This window comes from Cellulosimicrobium protaetiae (genome assembly GCF_009708005.2).
GTDB lineage: Bacteria > Actinomycetota > Actinomycetes > Actinomycetales > Cellulomonadaceae > Cellulosimicrobium > Cellulosimicrobium protaetiae.
Genome location: NZ_CP052757.1, coordinates 714,347 through 735,481 on the forward strand (window position 1 = coordinate 714,347; position 21,135 = coordinate 735,481).

General features: G+C 74.8%; 14 protein-coding genes. 6 read left to right on the forward strand and 8 right to left on the reverse strand.

Annotated features, from left to right (window positions below):
- Positions 1-46 precede the first annotated feature (46 nt).
- Genes FIC82_RS03120 through FIC82_RS03130 form a run of 3 tightly spaced genes read left to right on the forward strand, consistent with a single transcriptional unit; the run spans position 47 to position 2,581 of the window.
- Complete coding sequence (locus FIC82_RS03120) at positions 47-1,105, forward strand: ATP-binding cassette domain-containing protein (protein WP_154797519.1); 1,059 nt, start codon at positions 47-49, stop codon at positions 1,103-1,105.
- Entirely contained in the window at positions 1,102-1,956 is an 855-nt protein-coding gene (locus FIC82_RS03125) for an ABC transporter permease (RefSeq protein ID WP_154797520.1), read from the forward strand. The genes FIC82_RS03120 and FIC82_RS03125 overlap by 4 nt, the downstream gene beginning before the upstream one ends.
- Before the next feature lie 28 nt (positions 1,957-1,984).
- Positions 1,985-2,581, forward strand: a complete 597-nt coding sequence (locus tag FIC82_RS03130) for a GNAT family N-acetyltransferase (RefSeq protein ID WP_154797521.1) — start codon at positions 1,985-1,987, stop codon at positions 2,579-2,581.
- Positions 2,582-2,612: 31 nt separating this feature from the next.
- Here the strand turns inward: FIC82_RS03130 and FIC82_RS03135 are convergent, their stop codons facing one another.
- Both FIC82_RS03135 and FIC82_RS03140 read right to left on the reverse strand, forming a co-directional pair.
- Positions 2,613-3,452 carry a hypothetical protein gene (locus tag FIC82_RS03135; protein WP_216609973.1) on the reverse strand — a complete coding sequence of 280 codons (840 nt, stop codon included), beginning with the start codon at positions 3,450-3,452 and terminating at the stop codon, positions 2,613-2,615.
- A gap of 218 nt (positions 3,453-3,670) precedes the next feature.
- The gene (locus tag FIC82_RS03140) at positions 3,671-5,893 is read right to left on the reverse strand and encodes a beta strand repeat-containing protein (protein WP_154797522.1); all 2,223 of its coding nucleotides are present in this window, start codon (positions 5,891-5,893) and stop codon (positions 3,671-3,673) included.
- Between the two features lie 399 nt (positions 5,894-6,292).
- Between FIC82_RS03140 and FIC82_RS03145 the strand changes: the two genes are divergently transcribed.
- Complete coding sequence (locus FIC82_RS03145) at positions 6,293-9,349, forward strand: esterase-like activity of phytase family protein (protein WP_154797523.1); 3,057 nt, start codon at positions 6,293-6,295, stop codon at positions 9,347-9,349.
- A gap of 90 nt (positions 9,350-9,439) precedes the next feature.
- Here FIC82_RS03145 and FIC82_RS03150 read toward each other — a convergent pair whose 3' ends face one another.
- The 5 genes from FIC82_RS03150 to FIC82_RS03170 all read right to left on the reverse strand — a co-directional run bounded on the left by FIC82_RS03150 (position 9,440) and on the right by FIC82_RS03170 (position 14,673).
- The gene (locus FIC82_RS03150; protein ID WP_154797524.1) at positions 9,440-9,658 is read right to left on the reverse strand and encodes a PspC domain-containing protein; all 219 of its coding nucleotides are present in this window, start codon (positions 9,656-9,658) and stop codon (positions 9,440-9,442) included.
- A 130-nt stretch (positions 9,659-9,788) separates the two neighbouring features.
- Complete coding sequence (locus FIC82_RS03155) at positions 9,789-10,325, reverse strand: O-acetyl-ADP-ribose deacetylase (protein ID WP_168731444.1); 537 nt, start codon at positions 10,323-10,325, stop codon at positions 9,789-9,791.
- A 109-nt stretch (positions 10,326-10,434) separates the two neighbouring features.
- A complete protein-coding gene (locus FIC82_RS03160) occupies positions 10,435-11,643 on the reverse strand; it encodes a beta-ketoacyl-[acyl-carrier-protein] synthase family protein (RefSeq protein WP_154797525.1) in 1,209 nt (402 codons plus the stop codon).
- A 218-nt stretch (positions 11,644-11,861) separates the two neighbouring features.
- Positions 11,862-13,199 (reverse strand): anaerobic C4-dicarboxylate transporter family protein, encoded by a 1,338-nt coding sequence (locus FIC82_RS03165; RefSeq protein WP_154797526.1) that lies wholly within the window; start codon positions 13,197-13,199, stop codon positions 11,862-11,864.
- A gap of 76 nt (positions 13,200-13,275) precedes the next feature.
- Positions 13,276-14,673 (reverse strand): M20/M25/M40 family metallo-hydrolase, encoded by a 1,398-nt coding sequence (locus FIC82_RS03170; RefSeq protein WP_154797527.1) that lies wholly within the window; start codon positions 14,671-14,673, stop codon positions 13,276-13,278.
- 78 nt (positions 14,674-14,751) lie between these two features.
- Between FIC82_RS03170 and FIC82_RS03175 the strand changes: the two genes are divergently transcribed.
- Positions 14,752-15,642 (forward strand): endo alpha-1,4 polygalactosaminidase, encoded by an 891-nt coding sequence (locus FIC82_RS03175; RefSeq protein ID WP_168731445.1) that lies wholly within the window; start codon positions 14,752-14,754, stop codon positions 15,640-15,642.
- Positions 15,643-15,734: 92 nt separating this feature from the next.
- Positions 15,735-16,208, forward strand: a complete 474-nt coding sequence (locus FIC82_RS03180) for a hypothetical protein (protein ID WP_154797528.1) — start codon at positions 15,735-15,737, stop codon at positions 16,206-16,208.
- Positions 16,209-16,254: 46 nt separating this feature from the next.
- On the opposite strand, the gene hrpA is transcribed toward FIC82_RS03180, so the two are convergent.
- Positions 16,255-20,889 (reverse strand): ATP-dependent RNA helicase HrpA, encoded by a 4,635-nt coding sequence (hrpA, locus tag FIC82_RS03185; RefSeq protein ID WP_418884341.1) that lies wholly within the window; start codon positions 20,887-20,889, stop codon positions 16,255-16,257.
- Positions 20,890-21,135: the final 246 nt, after the last annotated feature.

Genomic DNA, 21,135 nt, shown 5'->3' on the forward strand with positions numbered 1-21,135 from the left:
AAACAGTTTCATCTCAACGCTGTTCTCATCGTCTCCGGGAGGCCCCATGTCCGCACCCGACGTGCTCGTGCGCGCAACGGGCCTGCGCAAGAGCTACGGCTCCGCGCGGCGGCCCGTGCGCGTGCTCGACGGTGTCGACCTCACGCTGCACCGCGGCGAGGTCCTCGCCCTCCTCGGCCCCAACGGGGCCGGGAAGACCACGACCGTCCGCATCCTCGCCACGCTCCTGCGTCCCGACGGCGGCACGGCGACCGTCGCGGGCCACGACGTGGTGCGCGACGCCGCACGCGTGCGCGAGGTCGTCAGCCTCACCGGCCAGTACGCGGCCGTCGACGAGAAGCAGTCGGGGCGCGAGAACCTCGCGATGATGGGCCGCCTCGCGCACCTGCCCCGCCGGGCCGCGCGTGCGCGCGTCGACGCCCTGCTGGACGCGTTCGACCTCGCCGCCGCCGCCGACCGCCGGGTCGGCACCTACTCCGGCGGCATGCGGCGCCGGCTCGACCTCGCGGCCGGGCTCCTCACCCGCCCGCAGGTCATGTTCCTCGACGAGCCGACGACGGGCCTCGACCCGCGCAGCCGCCAGACGATGTGGGACGTGATCCGCGGCGTCGTCGCCGACGGCACGAGCCTCTTCCTCACGACGCAGTACCTCGAGGAGGCGGACCAGCTCGCCGACCGCGTCGCGCTGATCGACGACGGCCGCGTCGTCGCGGAGGGCTCCCCGGCCGACCTCAAGCGCCGCGTCGGCGACGCGAGCGTCGAGCTCACCTTCGCGTCGCCCGAGGACTCGGCACGGGTCGGGGCCGCCCTCGCCGGGATGACCTCGGCGCCCACCGGAAGCACCTCCGGACGCACTACCGCCCCCGGTCCCGACCACGCGGACCGTGGCCGCACGACGACGCTCCGCGTCCCGACCGACGGGTCGGTCGAGCACGTGCGCGACGTCCTCGCCGCGGTGGCCGCGACCGGCGTCGAGCCGCTGCGCTGGGAGGTACGCGAGCCGACGCTCGACGACGTGTTCCTCACGCTCACCGGCCACGCCGCCCGCACACGGGACCGCGGCGCCGAGCCCGTCCCCGCCGACCACGAGGAGGCCGCAGCATGACCACGCAGACCGCCGCTGCGTCGTCGGGCACGACGACGGCACGGCTCCCCGCGCCGGAGCCCCGGCCGGGCCGGCACGTGCTCGCCGACGCGGGCACGATGATCGCCCGGTCGCTGCGGCTCGTGCGCCGCGAGCCGGACGAGCTGATCCTCGCGCTCGTGCTGCCCGTGATGCTCATGATCCTGTTCGTGTACGTGTTCGGCGGCGCGATGGCGGTCGGCACGGACTACGTCACGTACGCGACACCGGGGATCATCCTGCTCTGCGCGGGCTACGGGGCGTCGAACACGGCGATCGCCGTCGAGCAGGACATGTCCGGCGGCATCATGGACCGCTTCCGGTCGATGCCTGTCGCGAGCTGGACGGTGCTCGTGGGTCACGTCGTGGCGAGCGTCGTGAAGAACCTCGTGACGACGGCCGTCGTGCTGGGCGTCGCGTTCCTCATCGGGTTCCGGCCCGACGCGAACGCGCTCGAGTGGCTCGGCGCCGTCGGGGTCGTCGCCGCGTACGTGCTCGCGATCACGAGCGTCGCCGCCTTCGTGGGCGTGCTCGTGCGCTCGCCCGCCGCGGCCGGGGGGTTCAGCTTCTTCATGCTGTTCCTGCCCTACGTGTCGAGCGCGTTCGTGCCGCCGGGAACCATGCCGTCGTGGCTGCGCGGCTTCGCGGAGCACCAGCCCGTCACGCCGGTGATCGAGACGATCCGCGGTCTTCTCGTCGGCACGGGCTCGACGGGTGCGCCGGTGACGGACCTGGGCGCGACGGCGGCCCTCGCGCTCGCGTGGTGCGCGGGGCTGGTGCTGGTGTTCCTCGGCGGCGCGGCGTGGGTGTTCGCCCGGCGGCGTCGTGGATAGGTCGACGAGAGACGGGAGAGTGGTCGGGATGATCGAGGTCAGGCGGGGCGACGAGCTCGGCGAAGGCTTCCGGAGGCGGGTCACGGAGGTGCTCGTGCAGGGGTTCGCGGAGGACTTCGCGTACTTCTCGAAGGACCCGCGCGTGCTGGCGGACGCGTTCGAGCACATGGTGCTCCTCGACCGGTTCTACGTCGCGCTCGTGGACGGCGAGCCCGCCGCGGTCGCCTCGGTGACGGAGGGCTCCCAGGAGTGCTTCGCGCCGGAGCGGCGCCCGTTCCAGGCCGCGCTCGGCCGGGTCCACGGCGCGATCAGCCACCGGATCGTCCGGAGCCAGTTCCTCGGCGCGTACGACGGCGCCCGGCCGGGCCTCGCGGAGGTCGGGTTCGTCACGACCGCGCCCGAGCACCAGGGGCAGGGTGTGGGCACCGCGCTGATGCGCCGACTCATGGAACTGCCGTACGACGAGCTCGTGCTGCGCGACATCAAGGACACGAACGCCCCGGCGCTCGGGCTCTACCGCAAGCTCGGGTTCACGGAGACCGGGCGCCGCCCGGTGCGCTTCGCCGGACGGGCGGGGTTCTCGGCGTACGTCACCATGAGCCGCACCCGGGATGTCGCGACATGACCACGGCCGGGTGCTGTGCCCGTCGGTCGGCCTACCCGGCGCGAGGCGGCGCCGGGGTGCTCGCCGGGCGCCGTGGTGGGTAGCGCATGCGTCGGCCCGCGGTGCCCGCGGCGCGCCGCCCGGCGAGCGGGACGACGGCCTGGACGGCCAGGCTGGACACCAGCGCGATCGAGAACGCCGCGGCGACGCCGACCCGGTCCACGAGGAGCGCGACGAGGAGGCAGAACACCGCGAACCCGGTGAGCCCGGCGAGCAAGCCGCGCAGCAGGCGGACGGTCTCGGCCGACCCGCGCTGCGCGAGCGCGAAGGCAGCGACCACGCTCGACGCGATCGGGAACGGCGCCAGCACGCCCGTCATCGCCGGTCCGAGCGCACCCGACGCGGTGGTGACGGCGAGGACGAGCGCCGCCGTCGCCGCGGCACGGGCGGGAAGGTCCCACCAGGGCGACGGGTCGGTCGACGGCGGAGGACCCGGCGCGTCGGGCGGCATGACCCGGGACGCGCCCCAGAACGTCGCGAGCGCTACCACGAACGCGATCCCCGCGGGCAGCGTCAGCCGGGTGAGGGCGACGTCCGCCGCGAGGCACGCGGCCCAGGACGCCGCGAGCGCACCGACCCATCCGGTTCGGCGTGAGCACCACGCGAACACCACCGCGAACAGGGCGAGCGACGTGAGGCCGAGCAGCGCGGACGACGCCGCGGCGGCGCCGAACGCGGTGCCGTGGTCGAGGGTGGTGATGAGCAGGATCGGCCCGGCCACGACGGGCAGCCCGACGAGCACCCCCGTGAGCCGGGCTCCCCAGCGCCGCCCGACGAGCGTGGACGCGACCACCAGGGCGGGCGCCAGCGCGAGCTTGAGGAGCAGCGTCACGCGGTCACGGTAGCCCGTGCCGGTCCGGTGGCTCGCGTCGGGTCCGCGCCGTGCGATCGACCCGGGCCCGCGGTCGGCGCGCACGAAGAAGGGCGGCGGTCCCGGAGTCCTGTCCTCCGGGACCGCCGCCCGCGAGGGCGGCACCGTCGACGTGAAGCCGCCCCCGAGCCGAGGGCCGGGCGGTGAGGAGGGGCCGCCCGGCCGTGTGCGACGGTCGGTCAGACCGCCGCGAGCCGACGACGCAGACCGAGCCCGACGCCCGCGACGCCCGCGAGCACGGACCCGCCGACGAGAGCCGACATGCCGAGCGACACCCGTCCGACGGGGCTGTTCTCGACGCTGTCCTTGAGCTCCGTCGTGCCGTCGGAGAGGGTCACCGAACCGTCGGAGAGCGTGGCCGCGCCCTCCGCGATGCGGGTGCTGCCGTCGTGCAGGTCCGACGCGCCGTCGGCGAGCGTCGTCGTGCCGGTGTGCAGCGTCGTCGACCCCTCGGCGAGGGCGGCGCTGCCCGCCGCGAGGGTCGTCGCGCCGGTCGAGAGCGTCGTCAGCCCGTTCTGGAGCCGCAGCGTCCCGTCCTCGAGGCGCGTGGTGCCCGCGAACAGGTCGCCCGCGCCCGTGCGCAGCCGCACCGTCCCCGCCGAGAGGTCCGAGGCCCCGGTGGCGGCCCGGGCGGTCCCGGCCTGGAGCTCCGCGGCGCCGGCCGCGAGCTGCGCCGTGCCCGCCCGGAGGTCGTCGGCCCCGGCAGCGGCCCGGGTGGTCCCGGCGTGCAGCTCGGCAGCGCCCCGCGCGAGGGTCGAGGTCCCGGCGGCGAGCTCCGACGTCTTGGCGGCGATCGTGGCGTTGCCGTCGCGGACCGTGCCCGCACCGGCCGACGCGCTGAGCGTGCCCTGGGCGACGCTCGCGGTGCCCGTGGCGACCGCGGCCGCTCCCGTGCTCAGCGTGCTCGCCCCCGACTCGAGGTCGGTGGCGCCCGTCGCGAGCCGTCCGAGACCGCCCGTGAGCTCCGAGGCGCCGGACGCGAGGTCCTGCGAGCCTGCGGCCAGCGTGCCCGCGCCCCCCGCGACCTGCTCGGCACCCGCCGAGAGCGCCGACGCGCCGTCGCGCGCGGACGCGGCCCCGTCGGCGGCGGCACGGGCACCGGTCGCGACCGCGCCGAGACCGTCGCGCAGGGCGACGGCACCGGCCGCGGCCCCCTGCTCACCGGCGAGGCCCGCGCTGAGCCCGTGGAGCCCGTCGGCGAGCGCACGGGAACCGTCGTCCGCACGCGCGGCGCCCGCGGAGAGCTGCGCGGCTCCCTGCGCGAGGCCCTCGAGCTGCGCCTTGAGCACCGGGTCGGTCGTGGTGGCCGCGAGCCCGGCGAGACCGGTGGCGAGGTTCGAGGCGCCCTGGCGCACCTCGCCGGTCCCCTCGGTGAGGGTGGCGGCGCCCTGGGACAGGGAGGCAGCGCCGTCACGGACCGTGACGAGGCCCGAGGCGAGGCGGTCCGAGGCGTCGCGCAACGACGCCGTGCCGTCGGCGACCGCCGAGGTCCCCCCGGCGACCTGCGCGGTGCCGGCGGCCAGGGTCCTGGCGCCCGTGGCCACGTCCTGGGAGCCCGTGGCGAGCGTCCCGGCACCGGCCTTGAGCCGTTCCGCACCGGCGGAGAGCCCGCTCGCCCCGGCGGTGGCGTCGGAGACGCCGGTGGAGAGCCGGGCGGCCCCGGCCGACAACGAGCCGGCACCCGCCGACACCTGACCGGCCCCGGCGGCGGCCGCCTCGGCGCCGGTGGCGAGCCGGGACACGCCGTCGGCGAGGTCGCGGGCCCCGGTGTAGAGGGTCTGGGCGCCCGCCGAGATCTGGGCGGCGCCGCTCGCGGCGTCGGCGTTGCCGGCGGCGAGCCGGGTGGCTCCGGCGTCGAGGTCGCGGTTCCCCGTGGCGAGGCGCGCGGCGCCGTCGGCGGCGTCGGCGTTCCCGGCGGCGAGCCGGGTGGCTCCGGCGTCGAGGTCGCGGTTCCCCGTGGCGAGGCGTGCGGCGCCGCTGGCGGCGTCGCCCGTGCCCGCGGCGAGCCGGGCCGTGCCGGCGTTCAGCTCGTCCGCGCCGGCGGCGAGCTCGGTCGCTCCGTCGAGCGCGGTGGTGCCGCCCGTGGCGAGCTGGGTCGCGCCGTCGGACACCTTCGTCGCCCCGGCCGCGAGCTCGCCCGCACCGTCCTCCAGGTCGCCGGCCCCGTCGGCGAGGCGCTGCGCGCCGGCCTGGGCCTCGGAGGTGCCGTCGGCGAGCGTCGCGGCGCCGTCGGAGAGCTGCGCGGCGCCGTCGTCGAGGCGGGTCGCGCCGTCGGCGACCTTGCCGTTGTACACGAGCAGGAACGCGATCAGGCCGGCCACCGCGAGGGCGAGCACGGCGAGCGCGACGGACGTGAGGACCGTGTGGGTGCGCGACGGTCGGGGGGAGGCGTGCTGCGTCATCGGTCGTCCTTCCTCGCGCCCGGCGTCGTCGCGGGGCGGTCGGCAAGAGGGGAGAGGAGCGGGCGCCCGTCGCGGGGAGAGCGGCGGGACCACGCCCGCCGACGTTGGCGGGACGTGGAGTAGCAGGTAAATCCCGAAAGACGCTAGCAACCGCCGGGACAGGGGGGACAGCGAGTACTAGGTACTTTCGCCGTCACAATTCGGTCACGGGGCCGAAGTATCAGGTACTCCGGTCCGGAACCGGTCGCCCGGAGCAACGGGCGCCGTGCTCGGGCCGTCGTCGGCTCTCGCGGGCGGCCGCGCAGTGTTCACCCGACGGCCACCCGACGGCCCGGGTCCGGTCGCCGTCCCGCCACCGCGGGCCACCACCCTCTGCTCGACCCTCGTCGAAGGAGAGACATGTCAGCCATCCCTGAGCGGGCACCCGAGCAGGCCACGACGCGCACGTCCGCGCGCACCCCCGCCCGTCGCTCGCGCCTCGCCGCGCTCGTCGCCACGGGCGCGACGCTCACCCTCGGCCTCGGCGCGCTCCCCGCGCTGGCCGCGGTTCCCGCGCACCCGTCGTCGGGCCCGACGGCGCCGCTCGCCCGCGCGACGGCAGGCGCGTGGACGCCGCCCGCCGCGGACGAGACGTTCCACCGCCTCGCCACGTACCCGGTCTTCGAGAACCGCCCGGCCGGCGAGGACGCCGCCGCCGAGACGGTCGCCGAGATCTCGGCGGTGAGCGAGGACGGGCGCACGGTCGTCCACACGGACGCGCTCGCGCGCCGCATCGGCTTCCTCGACATCACGGACCCGGGCGCAACGAAGGGCCTGGGCACGCTGAGCCTCGCCGAGCTCGGCTCGGAGCACGACGAGCCGACGTCGGTCGCGATCGTCGGCGGGTACGTGCTCGTCGTCGTGGACACCTCGGTGAGCTTCACCGAGCCGAGCGGACGCCTCGACGTCGTCGACCTCGCGACGCGCGAGCGCGTGCGGTCGCTCGACCTCGGGGGCCAGCCCGACTCGATCGCCGTCACGCCCGACGGCACGCACGCCGTCGTCGCGATCGAGAACCAGCGCGACGAGGAGGCCACGCCCGAGGGTGGCGACGAGGGCGACCTCCCGCAGCTTCCCGGCGGCTTCCTCCAGGTCCTCGACCTGCCGGGCGACGACCCGGCCGCCTGGTCGACCCGCGCCGTCTCCTTCCTCGACGAGGCGGGCGCGCCGCTGCCCGTCGTCGAGGCGGCCGGGCTCGACACCCCGCAGGACCCCGAGCCCGAGTACGTCGCCGTCAACCCGGCGGGGACGAAGGTCGCGGTGACGCTCCAGGAGAACAACGGCGTCGCCGTCGTCGACATCGCCACGGGCGAGGTCGAGACCGTCTTCTCCGCGGGCGCCGTCGGTGTGTCCGGGATCGACGTGAAGAAGGACGGCGTGATCGACCAGACCGGGTCGATCCCCACCACCGCGCGCGAGCCCGACGCGATCGGCTGGCTCGACGACGCGCACGTCGCGACCGCGAACGAGGGCGACTGGAAGGGTGGGTCGCGCGGCTGGTCGGTCTTCGACGCCGCGTCGGGCGAGGTCGTGTGGGACGCAGGCGCGGAGGTCGAGCGCCTCGCCGTCCGCGTCGGCCTGCACACGGAGGACCGCGCGGCCAAGAAGGGCGTCGAGCCCGAGGGCCTGACGGTCGCGACGCTCGGCGGGACGCGCTACGCGTTCGTCGGCTCCGAGCGGTCCAACTTCGTGGCGGTGTACGACGTCTCCGACGCGACCGCGCCGTCGTTCGTCCAGGTGCTCGCGACGACCAACGGTCCCGAGGGCCTGCTCGTCGTGCCGGAGCGCGACCTGCTCGTCGTGTCGAGCGAGGAGGACGACGCCGGTGCGGGCGTGCGGTCGGCCGTCACCGTGTTCGGGCGCGGCGCGCAGTGGGCCGACGGCGCCGGGTCGCCGCAGTTCCCGAGCGTCGTCTCCGCGGACGCGACCGAGAGCACGCAGGCAGGCGCCCCGATCGGCTGGGGCGCGCTCGGCGCCCTGACCGCCGACCCGGCCGATCCCCAGCGCCTGTGGACGGCGACCGACGCCGCGTACTCCACGACGCAGCTCCTGTCGCTCGACGTGAGCGGCTACGGCGCGGGCGCCCCGGCCGTGATCGACCGGACCGTGACGCTCACGCGCGACGGCGCCCCGGTGGGCCTCGACGTCGAGGGCGTCGCCGCGCGTGCCGACGGCGGGTTCTGGCTCGGCGTCGAGGGTGCGAAGGGTGCGGAGAACGCGATCGTGCGCGTCGACGCCGCGGGCGCGGTCGTCGAGTCGGTCGCGCTGCCCGAGGCGGTCGCCGCGGGCCTCGGCAAGCAGGGCATCGAGGGCGTCGCGGTCGCTCCGGCCTCGACGGCCGACGGGGCTGCGGGCGGGTCCGCGGGCGAGCAGGTGTGGGTCGCGCTCCAGCGCGGGCTCACGACCGACGACGGCGGCACGGCGGGCACCGCGCGCCTCGGCCGCTACGACGTCGCGACGGGCACGTGGGACTGGTTCGCGTACCCGCTCGAGCAGACCACGACCGACGGCGACTGGATGGGCCTCAGCGAGGTGACCGTCGTCGACCACGACACCCTCGCCGTGATCGAGCGCGACAAGCTCAACGGCCCCGCCGCCGCGGTGAAGCGGGTCTACGCGGTCGACGTGCCGGACGTCGCCGTCGGGGCCGCGTCGACGACCCCGGTCGCGGTGACCAAGACGCTCGCGCACGACGTCCTGCCCGACCTGCGCGCCACGAACGGCTGGACGCAGGAGAAGCTCGAGGGCCTCACGGTCGCCGGCGACGGCACGGTCTGGGCGATCACCGACAACGACGGCCTCGCCGACGCCACGGGCGAGACGGTGCTCCTGAGCCTCGGCGCCGCGACCGACGTGTTCGACGGGCACCTCGACGGCGAGAACCCGGGCGGCCCGGGCGAGCCCGGCGAGACGCCCGGCGCGGGCGAGCAGCCGCCGTCGACGCCGCTGCACACGGTCGGCGCCGACGACCTGACCGACGCGAACCACGGCGGCGTCACGCTCTCCCCGGCGCGGGTCCGCGCGGGAGAGCAGGTCACCGCGACGGCCGAGGGCTTCGCGCCCGGCGAGTGGGTCTCCGCGACCCTCTTCTCGACGCCCGCCGGTCTCGGCATGTTCCGGGCCGACGCGTCGGGCACGCTCACCGCGACCGTGACGATCCCCGCCGACGTCGCGGTGGGCGAGCACCGCTTCGCGATCGTCGGTCAGGTGGACGGGCGCGTCCTGTGGACGGAGCTCGACGTGCTCGCCGCGGACGGCACGCCCAGCGGGTCGGACGGCGAGGAGCCGGGTCGGCCGGACGGGCTCGCCACGACGGGTGCGCACGTCGGTGCGCTCGTGGGCCTCGCGATCGTGCTGGTCGCGGGCGGTGTGACGATCGTCGTCGCCCGGCGCCGCATGCGCGGCCTCCCGGGCTGACGGTCGCGCACCACGCCGAACCCGGGGATGCCGACGGTCTCGAGCCCGAGACCGCCCACGACCCCGGGTTCGGCGCCGTGAGGCCCGCGCTCAGTCGCGGTCGTTGGGCATGAGGGCCCAGAGGATCAGGTAGGCGATGATCTGCGGGCCGGGGAGCAGGATCGAGACCGCGGCGACGATGCGCACGACGGTCGGGTCCCACCCGAACCGGCGGGCGATCCCCGCGCACACGCCCGCGATCATCCGGCCGTGGCGCGGCCGGGACAGCGTCGGCCTGAAAGTGGCTGCAGAGGCGTCAGAGGTGCTCATACCTCGACGGTAGGAGCATGCCCGGCGCGCCGGTATCGGGATGTCCCCCGAACCGACCCTGATCCTCGGGCGGCCGACCCTGACCCTGGCTCGGCTCCAGAGGGCCTGGCTCAGCTCCCGAGGGCCCGGCTCAGCTCCTGAGAGCGGCCTCGAACGCCGCCAGGGCGCGGGGCGACGCGAGCGCGAACGTCACGGCGGCGACGCCGTCGCCCGGGTCGACGCCCGGACGCGCTCCGGACCACCCGCGCACGGCCTCGACCGCGACCCGCGCGACGTCGTCGACGTCCCAGCCGTAGGCGCCCGCGCTGATCGCGGGGAAGGCGACGGTCGTCGCGCCGAGTCCGGCCGCGACGTCGAGCGAGCGCGTGAAGCACGACGCGAGCAGCGCGGGGTCGGTCTGGCCGCGGTGGCGGTTCGGCCCGACCGTGTGGACGACCCAGCGGGCGGGGAGGTCGTAGGCGCCGGTCGCGACGGCGTCGCCGACGGGCAGCCCGTCGGGGAGGGTCGTGCGACGGAGCCGCCGGCACTCCTCCAGGAGCCGCGGCCCGGCGGCGGCGTGGATGGCGCCGTCGACGCCCCCTCCGCCCAGCAGCGTCGAGTTCGCGGCGTTGACGATCGCGTCGACGGCGAGCGTCGTGATGTCGGCGATCCGGGCAGATATATCCACAGGTCCATCGTGCCCCCGCCCGACGCCGACCACGCCCTCACGCGCGCGAGCACGACCTGAGGGACGGAAAGGGCGTGAAAACGTCCTTCAGGTCGTTCTCGGCGGCGGGTCAGTCGCGCGAGACGACGACGCTCGCGCTGTGGCCGCCGAAGCCGAACGCGTTCACCAGCGCATGGCGGGCCGTGGTCTCGCCGGCCGTGCCTCGCACGACGTCGAGGTCGATCGCCGGGTCCAGCGCGTCGAGGTTGAGGGTGGGCGGCACGCGGCCGTCGCGCACGGCGAGCAGCGCGACGAGGATGCCCAGCGCACCGGAGGCGCCGAGCAGGTGGCCCGTCGCGCCCTTGGTGCTCGTCACGGGCGGGGGCGTGCCGAGCGCCGCGCGGAGGGCGTCCGACTCGTTGACGTCGCCCACCGGGGTCGACGTCGCGTGCGCGTGGACGAGGCCGACGTCGCCGGGGGAGAGGCCGGCGGAGCGCAGGGCCATCCCGATCGTCCGCGCCTGGTTCTCGGGGTCGCCGCCGACGATGTCGAACGCGTCCGAGGTCAGCGCGGAACCGGCGACGACGCCGTGCACCGTCGCGCCCCGAGCCCGCGCGTGCTCCTCGCTCTCCAGGACGAGGAGCGTCGCACCCTCGCCCATGACGAAGCCGTCGCGGTGCACGTCGAACGGGCGCGACGCGCGCTCGGGCTCGTCGTTGCGGGTCGACATGGCCCGCGCCGCGGCGAACGCCGCGAGGGAGAACGGTCGGACGCCGGCCTCCACGCCCCCGCACACGACGACGTCCGCCGACCCGGCGAGGATCATCTCGCGGCCCATCGTGATCGCCTCGGAACCCGCGGCGCACGCGCTGATCGGCGCCCGTGCACCGGCCTGGGCGCCGAGGTCGATGGAGAGCCACGCCGCGGGCCCGTTGGCCATGAGCATGGTCACCGTGTGCGGGGAGACGCGCCGGTGCCCCTGCTCGTCGAGCACGCGGGACTGGTCGAGCGTCGTCGCGATCCCGCCGTTCGCCGACCCGACCACGACCGCGAGGCGCGTCGGGTCGACGTCGGGCGACCCCGCCGACGACCAGGCCTCGCGGCCGGCGACGAGCGTGAGCTGCTCGGCCCGGTCGGTGCGCCGGGCCTCGCGGACCGTGAGGCCCTCCGCGAACGCGTCGTCCACCCGAGCCGCGATGCGCACGGGAAGGTCGGCCGCCCAGTCCTCCTTGATGGTGTCCACACCGGTCGCGCCGAGGAGCAGCGCCTCCCAGGTGTCAGGGGCGGTGAGCCCGACCGGGGTCACCGCCCCGTAACCGGTGACGACGGCGCGTGTCATGGTGTCCCCCTACTGCGGGCGTCGCCTCGTCGGACGACGGAAGTGGTCGATGACCCCCATCTCAAGACATCCGTATGGGGTTTGTCTTGTCCGACAGTGTGACGGTGCGCACGCTGTCACTCACTGGGAGTGCAGCGAGGGGCCGGTCGTCGGGGGACGACGACGCCCGCGGGCCACGGACGGGCGCACGGGGGTGTGCGGTGCGACCCGGCGGCGGATCACACGAACAGGCGGGACAGGAGCAGGGCCGTCGGGACCGAGACGATCGCCATGACGAGCGTCGGCAGGATGAACGAGTGGTTCACGACGTACCGGCCGATGCGCGTCGACCCCGTCTGGTCGATCTCCACCGCGGCGAGCTGCGACCCGTTCGCCGGGAGCGTCATGACGCCGCCCATCGCGGGCAGGTAGGCGGCGAGCGTCGCCGTCGGCAGCCCGAGGCTCATGCCCAGCGGGATCATCGTGTTGACCGCCGCGGACTGGCTCGTCGTGGCCGCAGCGACGAGGAACAGGCCGATCGCGAGGAACCACGGCGCCGACTGCGCGGCGTCCGTGAGCCCGCCGATCACCGTGTCCTCGTTCGCGAAGATGAAGGTGTTGGCGAGCCACGCGATGCCCAGCAGGGCGATGATCGCGGTGAGCCCGGACTTGATGAGCGGGGCGTCGAGCACCTCGGTCGGCTTCACGCGGCCCACGAGCATGACGACGAGCGCGACCGCCAGCATCACCATGGTGAGGAGCGTCGTCAGCGACAGCTTCACCGTCTCCCCGTCCACGGTCCACGACGGCAGGAGGTCGTCGAACGCGCCGAGCAGGACGACGAGCAGGACGCCGAGGAAGAACACGCCTGCCGCCCGCTTGGCGCGCGGCTGGACGGTCTTCACCTCGCCGGTCGTCGACGTCGGCGGCTTCACCCGGCCCTCGGCCAGGCGGCGCTGGTACTCCGGGTCCTTGTCGAGGTCGTGGCCCACCCGGGACTGCACGACCGCGGCGACGATCGTGCCGAGCAGCACCGCCGGGAGGGTGATGACGAGGATCTCGCCGAGGGACAGGGCGTCGTCCCGGTTGCCCGTCAGCCCGACGAACGCCGCCATCGCTGCTGCCACCGGGCTCGCCGCGAGCGCGAACCCGGACACCGCGACGGACGTCGCGAGCGGGCGTTCCGGCCGGATCCCCCGCTCGTAGGACACCTCGTAGATCACGGGCAGCAGCGGGAAGATGATGTTCCCCGTGCCGGAGCCGGCGCAGAACACGAACGTCATGAGCGGGGCGAGGAAGTTCACCATGCTCGGGCGCGAGCGGATCACCTTCTCCGCCAGGACGACGAGATAGTCGATGCCGCCTGCCGACTGCATCGCGGAGGCCGCCGTGATGACGGCCAGGATGACGAGGATCGCCTCCCACGGGATGTCGCCCGGCTGCTCCCGGAAGACGAAGACGAGGACGACGACGCCGACCGCGCCCCACAGACCGAGGCCGACTCCGCCCATCCGGACGCCCAGGTAGATCGCTGCGACGACGACGAGCGCCTCCAGCACGAGGACGAGAGTGTCCACGGCGGTCCCTTCCCCTGCTCTCGTGGGCCCGACGGCCCCGTGGTCCGCGCCGGGCGCTCCGCCGCGGCGGGCGGGCTCAGCCCTGCGCGAGCGCCTGGAGCAGGAGCGCCTGCGCGAGCGCCATGTGCTCGATCTCGCTCGGGTCGACGGACTCGTCCGGCCCGTGGATCGCCGCGTGCTGCGCGTCCTGCGGGCCGACGAGCACGAAGTCCGCCTGCGGCGCGACCGACCGCAGCGTGTCGAGGAGCGGGATGGACCCGCCCGACCCGACCGTCTCGACCGGGCGGCCGTACGACGTCGCGAGGGCCTCGCGCATGAGGCCGAACGCGCGCCCGTCGGTCGGCTGCGAGAACGGCGGGGACTTCTTGTCCTCCGTGACCGTCACCCGCGCGTTCCCGGGGACGTGGGCCTTGAGGTGGGCGATCAGCGCGTCCATGGCGTCCTGCGGGTCCTGGCCCGGCGGGATGCGCATCGCGACGACGGCCTTGGCGCGCGGCTGGAGCACGTTCGACGCCTCGGCCGTGCTCGTGACGTCCATGCCGAGGACGCTCACGGTCGGCCGCGCCCACAGCCGGGACGCGATCCGGCCCGTCCCCACGAGGTCGACGCCGTCGAGCACCCCGGCGTTCGAGCGCAGCATCTCCTCGGTGTAGTCGGCGCCCTCCCACTCGCCCGACGCGACCCCCTCGACCGCGCACGCGCCGTCGTCGTCCACGAGCGTGGCGAGCGCCCGGACCAGCGCCATGAGCGCGTCGGGTGCCGCGCCGCCGAACAGGCCGGAGTGGACGGGCGCCGCCAGGGTCTCGACCTCGATGACCGCCTTCACGTGCCCGCGCAGGCCGACGCTGAGCACCGGTTCCCCGACGACGAGGTTCCCCATGTCCGCGACGACCATGACGTCGGCCTGGAAGTCGGCCGGGTGCGCCTCCACGTGCGCCTCCAGGTGCGAGACCGTCTCCTCCTCACCCTCGACCACGAGCCGGACCCCGACCGGCGGCTTCCCGTCGAACGCGGCGAGCGTCGCGAGATGGATCGCCACGCCGCCCTTGTCGTCCGCCGCGCCGCGGCCGTGCAGCCGCCCGTCGACCCACGTCGGCTGCCACGGGTCGGTCGCCCACTGCTGCGACGCCGGCACGGGCTGGACGTCGTAGTGCGCGTACAGCAGCACGGTGGGCCTGCCGGGCGGTGCCGGGATGTCCGCCGTCACCGCGGGGTAGCCGCCGTCCACCGGCGTCACGCGCGCCTCGACGCCGTAGCGGCCGAACGCGTCCACGACCCGCTGCGCGGCCGCGTGCACCGGCTCCGACGGGAAGCCGGGGAACGCGCACGACGGGATCGCGACGAGCGCCTCCAGCTCGGCGAGCACCTCCGGCATCAGCCCCGCGACCTTCGGTCGCAGCGCGGAGTCGTCGAGGTGGACGGGCGGGGTGGTCGAGGCCGCGCCCGGGGCGCCGTCGCCGGTCAGGTCGGTCATGATCCAGACGGTAGACCTGACCAGGGGCGACGGCACGGTGAACGGGGCGCGGGTACGGTCGCCCGGGAGGTGGTGCACGTGCCGGACCCACGCGGTGCCGCCCGGTCGCTCGCCGGGGCCGTGGCCGTCGTCGTGCTGCTCGGGGCGTGCGCGACGGCACCCGACGGCGGGCCGGAGACGCGACCGGCGACGGGTCCGGTGCCCGGGCCCTCTGCACCGGCGCTCCCGCCGGTGGACGGGACGCTGGACTACCAGCTCGGAGGGCCCTCCGAGACGGTCGATACCGGCTCCGGCCCGGTCACGCCGGACGTCGTCGTGCGCGACGCAGGCGCCGCGCCGCTGCCGGGCGCGTACTCGGTCTGCTACGTGAACGGGTTCCAGACCCAGCCCGACGCCGCCGCCCTGTGGGCCGACCACGAGGACCTGCTGCTCCACGACGCCGCCGGAGAGCCCGTCGTCGACCCCGACTGGCCGGACGAGCACGTCCTCGACCCGTCCACCGCCGTGCAGCGCGAGGGGATCCTCGCGATCCTCGGCCCCGTGGTGTCGGGCTGCGCGGACGACGGGTTCGACGCCGTCGAGATCGACAACCTCGACACGTGGACACGGTTCGACGCGATCGACGAGGACGGCGCCCACGCGCTCGCGCGCACGTACGTCGGCCTCGCGCACGACGCCGGGCTCGCGGTCGCGCAGAAGAACGCGGCGGAGATCGCGGGGGTCGCGCGCGATGACCTCGGCTTCGACTTCGCCGTCACCGAGGAGTGCGCGGTCTTCGACGAGTGCTCCGCCTACACCGACGTCTACGGCGACCACGTGCTCCAGGTCGAGTACCCCGACGCTCTCGGCGCCGCGGGCCTCACCTTCGACGACGTCTGCGCCCGGGACGACCGCGCCCCGCTCACCGTCCTGCGCGACCGCGACCTCGTCACCCCCGACGACCCCGGCTACGTCTACGTGACGTGCTGACCACGATGGCGAGGAGTGTGGGCCAGCAGCGCCGAGTGCGAGCAGCAGCCGCGTGGTAGCGGTGGCCCCGGCACTCTGGTGCACTGTCCGGTGTGAGCGCACAGACTCCTGCCGGGGCGGCTCTCCGGGAACTCGTTCCAGAGCTGATGGCCGGGTACGACGACATCGTGTGGGAGTTCGACGACGAATCCGACGGCCTCTGCGTCGTCATGAGCCCGGTCGGAGCGCCTGAGCGTGTCGCGCGGGTGCTCGTCCACCGCGGCGAGGAGGTCTTCGCGCTGCAGTTCGGCTCCCACGTAGGAGTGACGTTCGAGTATGAGCCGGACGAGAAGCCGGACGAGCTCCGCGATCGGCTCGCCACCGCGGTTGCCACGGTCCGCGGACCCAGTCGCCTCGTCCTGACCTTTGCCGGCTCGACGCAGACACGGAGCGAGCTCGTGCTCGCACCCGATTCGCCCGACGAGCACAGCGACGGCGTCTGGATGGAGCGGCAGACCGCCGAGATTCTCTGGCGTGTGCGACGGCGCCGACTTCGGCGAGAGGTGCGTGACTTTCCCAGGCTCTAGCGTGCCCGCCGGTCTGCTCAGCGAGGCCACGCCAGCGATCGAGCCGTCACCAACCGTCGGGGGTGAGCAGCTTGCGGATCCGCTTCTCGCTCACCGGGCCGTCGGTGCCGAGCTGTTGCGCGAACAGCGACACGCGCAGTTCCTCGACCAGCCACCGGACCTCGGCCAGGTCCGCCGCGCGGACGGGGTCGGCCGGGCCCTGCGCGTAGGCGGCGCGGGCGCGCTGGTAGGCCTCCTCGACGTCGTGCACGCGCCACGCGAGCTCGGCGTCGCGGTGCGGGTTGCCCTGCGCCTTCTCCAGCCGGTATGACGCCGCGCGCAGGTAGCGCGTCAGGTGCGGCAGGCGGCGGGGCGGGGTCTGGGAGACGAAGCCGTCGTGGACCAGGTCCGCGGCCTGGTCGCGCAGGTCCGTGAGCGTGTTGAGCAGCGCGAGGCTGTTCGACGCGCGGATCTCCGCGTCGAGGTTCCGCGACGCCGTGAGCGCGGCGACGACGTGCCCGACCACCTGGTGCACGTGCTCCTCCAGGTGCGACCGGACGAACGTGCGCGCGGCCGCGTAGGCCTCGGCGTCGCGGATCGTCGCGGCGTCCGGCTGCTTCCCGTACGGCCCGCTGCCCCCGCTCGTCAGCGCGATCACCGCGGCGAGCTGCAGGTCGGCGACGAGCGCGTCCGTGTTCCGGTACGGGCTGGCCGCCAGCGTGAGCGACTGCGTCCCGTTCCACCGGCTCGTGATGCGCCCCGTCTGGAGCGCCGTCTCGGACAGCAGCAGACGCCGCACCCCCCGCGCGTGCTCGCGCGCCTGCGCATTCGGGTCGGCCAGCACGCGCAGCGCGACCGTGGGCTTCCCCTTCGCGTCCTGCTCCTCGACGACCGCGGGGTACCCCCGCACGACCACCCCACCCCCGAGGTCCGTCGACACCGTCGCCGGGAGTCGGCCGTCGCTCAGGTCGTCGGGCCAGGTGGTCAGGTTCGCGCGTTCGGTCACCAGGGCGGCCGTGGTCGCGTCCGCGGTGGGGGTGGCGTCGGTGCTCGGAGCTGCCGCGCCGTCGCCGCGGTCGTTCGGGCGCGGGTTCACGAGCGCGGCTTGACGCTCTGTCGCATCCGACGCCGCCCCCACCGCTCGTCCGGCTGCTCGCCCTGGTGAGCCGGTCGCCCCCGGCGACCGTGCGCCGTCGGGCGACGAGCCCTGGCTGCGGGAAGGTGAGCCCTCCGCCGCCGAACCCGACCCAGAGACCGACGCACCCGACCCCGGAACCGCTCCCGAAGCCGCCTCGCGAAGAGCAGCACCCACCGCGCCCTTGACCGCCGCGCGGACCGCGGCCTGGTTCTGGGCGGCGAGACGGCGCTGGAGCGCGAGGAGGTCCTTCGACTCGTCGAGGACGACGGACCCGCCGCGGCCGCGGGGGTCCTCGACGCGGAACGTCATGCGCAGGTGCGCCGGGAGGCGCGCCTCCTGCTCGGGGCTCCACGCGTCGTCGGGGATGACGACGTCGCGCAGGGCGCGGACGGCGCGCGTGAACGCGACGTGGAACGGCTCGGCCATGTCGCCCGCGCGGGCCATGTCCTCCCACGCGGGCGTGTGCGCGCGCAGCCAGGCGACGACCTCGCGCGCGACGTCCGGCGCGGGCACGAGCTGGACGCGGACCGGCTTGGGCAGCGAGCGGATCGTCGCCGTGGCGAGCTCGTCGAGCAGGCCGGGCACCATCCAGTCGAACCCGTCGGGGACGACGCGGTTGAGGACCGAGATCGGGACGTGCGCGGTGACGCCGTCGGCCTCGGTCCCGGGCTGGAACTGGTACGTGAGCGGGAGGGTGAGCTCGCCCTGGGGCCAGGTCTCGGGGAACTGGGAGGTGTCGATCTGCTCGGCGTCGGGCACGAGCTGTTCGAGCGTGAAGGTGAGCAGGTCGGGGTCGCTGCGGCGCGCACCCTTCCACCAGCGGTCGAAGTGCGCGGCGGACACGACGTCGTCGGGCACGCGCTCGTCGTAGAAGGCGAACAGTGCGTCGTCGTCGATGACCAGACCGCGCTGGCGCGAGCGCGCCTCGAGCTCCTCGGCCTCCTCGAGGAGGCGGCGGTTCTCGTGGAAGAACTGGTGGTGCGTCGTCCACTCGCCCTGCACGAGTGCGTGCCGCACGAACATCTCGCGTGCGGCCTCGGGGTCGACCTTCGCGTACAGGACCTTGCGGTCCGCGACGATGGGGACGCCGTACAGCAGCACCTTCTCGGTCGCGATCGCCGCGCCGCGCTTGGTCGACCAGTGCGGCTCGGAGTACGTGCGCCGCGCGAGGTCGCCCGCGAGGTCCTCGGCCCACTCGGGCTGGATCCGGGCGACGTCGCGCGCCCACAGCCGCGACGTCTCGACGAGCTCGCCCGCCATGATCCACGCCGGCGGCTTCTTGCTCAGCGGCGACCCGGGGAAGATCGCGAACCGGGCGCCGCGCGCGCCGGTGTACTCGTTGCGGGCCTGCTTCTGCGCGCGCCGTAGCGCCTTGGCCCGCGCCTCGCCCTTGAGGTGCGCGACCGACGACGCCTTCACGTCGCCCGTGTCCTGCATCCCGATCTGCGACAGCAGGCCGGACAGCAGCGCACGATGGATCGTGTCGCCGTCCCAGGCCCGCTTGTACGGGGCGCTCGGGTCGGCTGTCGTGGTCGGGTCCGCGGTGGGGGCGGCGTCGGTGCTCGGAGCTGCCGCGCCGTCGCCCTGGTCATTCGGCCGTGAGTTCACGAGCGCGGCTTGACGCTCTGTCGCATCCGCCGCCGCCCCCACCGCTCGTCCTGCCGGTCGCCCGGGCGTCGACACCGCGTCGCCCGCGGTAGCCGACCCGTGACGCGCGCGGGGGCGGTACGACATGTCGATGCCGAGGGGCTTGGACATCTCGCGGAGCTGGGCGACGACGTCCTGCCACTCGCGGATGCGCAGGAAGTTGAGGTACTCGGCCTTGCAGAGACGGCGGAAGGCCGACGACGAGAGCTCGTGCTGCTGCTCGCGGACGTACTCCCAGACGTTGAGGTACGTGAGGAAGTCGGAGTGCGGGTCGGTGAAGCGCGCGTGCGCCTGGTCGGCCTGTGCGCGGACCTCGGCGGGGCGCTCGCGCGGGTCCTGGATCGACATGACGGCGGCGATGATCGCGACCTCGCGCGCGACGCCGAGCTTCGACCCCTCCCAGATCATGCGGGCGAGGCGCGGGTCCATGGGGAGCTGCGCGAGTACCCGTCCGACCTCGGTGAGGCGCGTGACGCCGTCGGACGAGGCGAGGGCGCCGAGCTCGGTGAGGAGCTGGACGCCGTCGCGCACGGCGCGCGTGTCCGGGGGCTCGACGAACGGGAATCGGGCGACCTCGTCGGGGGTCTCGACGACGCCGACGGAGATCATCTGGAGCAGCACGGACGCGAGCGACGTGCGCAGGATCTCGGGCTCGGTGAACTCGGGCCGGGAGTCGAAGTCGTCCTCGGAGTAGAGCCGGATCGCGATGCCGTCGGCGACGCGGCCCGAGCGGCCGGAGCGCTGGTTGGCGCTCGCCTGCGACACGGGCTCGATGGGGAGCCGCTGGACCTTCGTCGCCTTGGAGTACCGCGAGATGCGCGCGGTGCCCGGGTCGACGACGTAGTGGATGCCCGGCACGGTCAGCGAGGTCTCGGCGACGTTCGTCGCGAGCACGATGCGCCGCGAGGAGTGCGCCTGGAACACGCGGTGCTGCTCGGCCGACGACAGCCGCGCGTACAGCGGCAGGATCTCGACGCGCTGCGGGTGCTTCGGGTCGGTGACGCGGTCCTTGAGGTGACCGGTGAGCGCGTCGGCGGCGTCGTGGATCTCGCGCTCGCCGGACAGGAACACGAGGATGTCGCCCGGTCCCTCGCGCATGAGCTCGTCGCACGCGTCGACGATGCCGGTCACGAGGTCCTTCTCCTCGGCGCCGGCGCGACCCTTCGCCTTTCCGGACCCGGGGTCGACGTCGGGGGACAGCGGCCGGTACCGGATCTCGACCGGGTAGGTGCGGCCGGACACCTCGACGACGGGCGCGGCGTCGGGCAGCGCGTCGATCACGTAGTCCGGCGCGCCGCCCAGCGCGGCCAGGTGCGCGGGGGAGAAGTGGTGCGCGAAGCGCTCGGAGTCGATCGTCGCCGACGTGATGATCAGCTTGAGGTCGGGGCGGCGCGGCAGGAGCCGCGCGAGGTAGCCGAGCAGGAAGTCGATGTTGAGGGATCGCTCGTGCGCCTCGTCCACGATGATCGTGTCGTACGCGAGGAGCTCCGGGTCGCGCTGGATCTGCGCGAGCAGGATCCCGTCGGTCATGACCTTGACGAGCGTGTCCGCGCTCGACGTGTCCGTGAACCGCACCTGGTACCCGACGACCCCGCCGAGCTCCGTGCCGAGCTCCTCCGCGATGCGCTCCGCGACCGTGCGGGCCGCGATGCGCCGGGGCTGCGTGTGCCCGACCTGCCCCGTGCGGCCACGGCCGAGCTCGAGCGCGATCTTGGGGAGCTGCGTCGTCTTCCCGGAGCCCGTCTCGCCCGCGACGATGACGACCTGGTGGTCGCGGATCGCGGCGGCGATGTCCGCGCGCCGCGCGCTGACGGGGAGCTGCTCGGGGTACGTGATCGGCGGGACCGTCACGGCCTCGCGTGCCTGCGCGGCCCGCTCGAGCTGCGCGCGGCTCACCTGCCGCACACCCGACGTCACGCGGTCGCCTCGGCCGCGCGGTGTCGTCGCCGCGGCGCTCGTCGTCGTGCCCGACGTCGCCCGGTCGCCCTGGGCGCGTCCCCGGCGGTTCCCGCGGCGGTTCCCACGGCGCGGCCGCGCCGTGCGCGGGGTCCCCTCGGCGGCGCCGTCCCGCTGGGGAGGGCGCACGTCAGGCGGGTTCGCTGCGGGCTCGGTACTCACGACGGTCCATTCTCTCAAGCCGCCGCAACCTCATTGCGCCCGAGG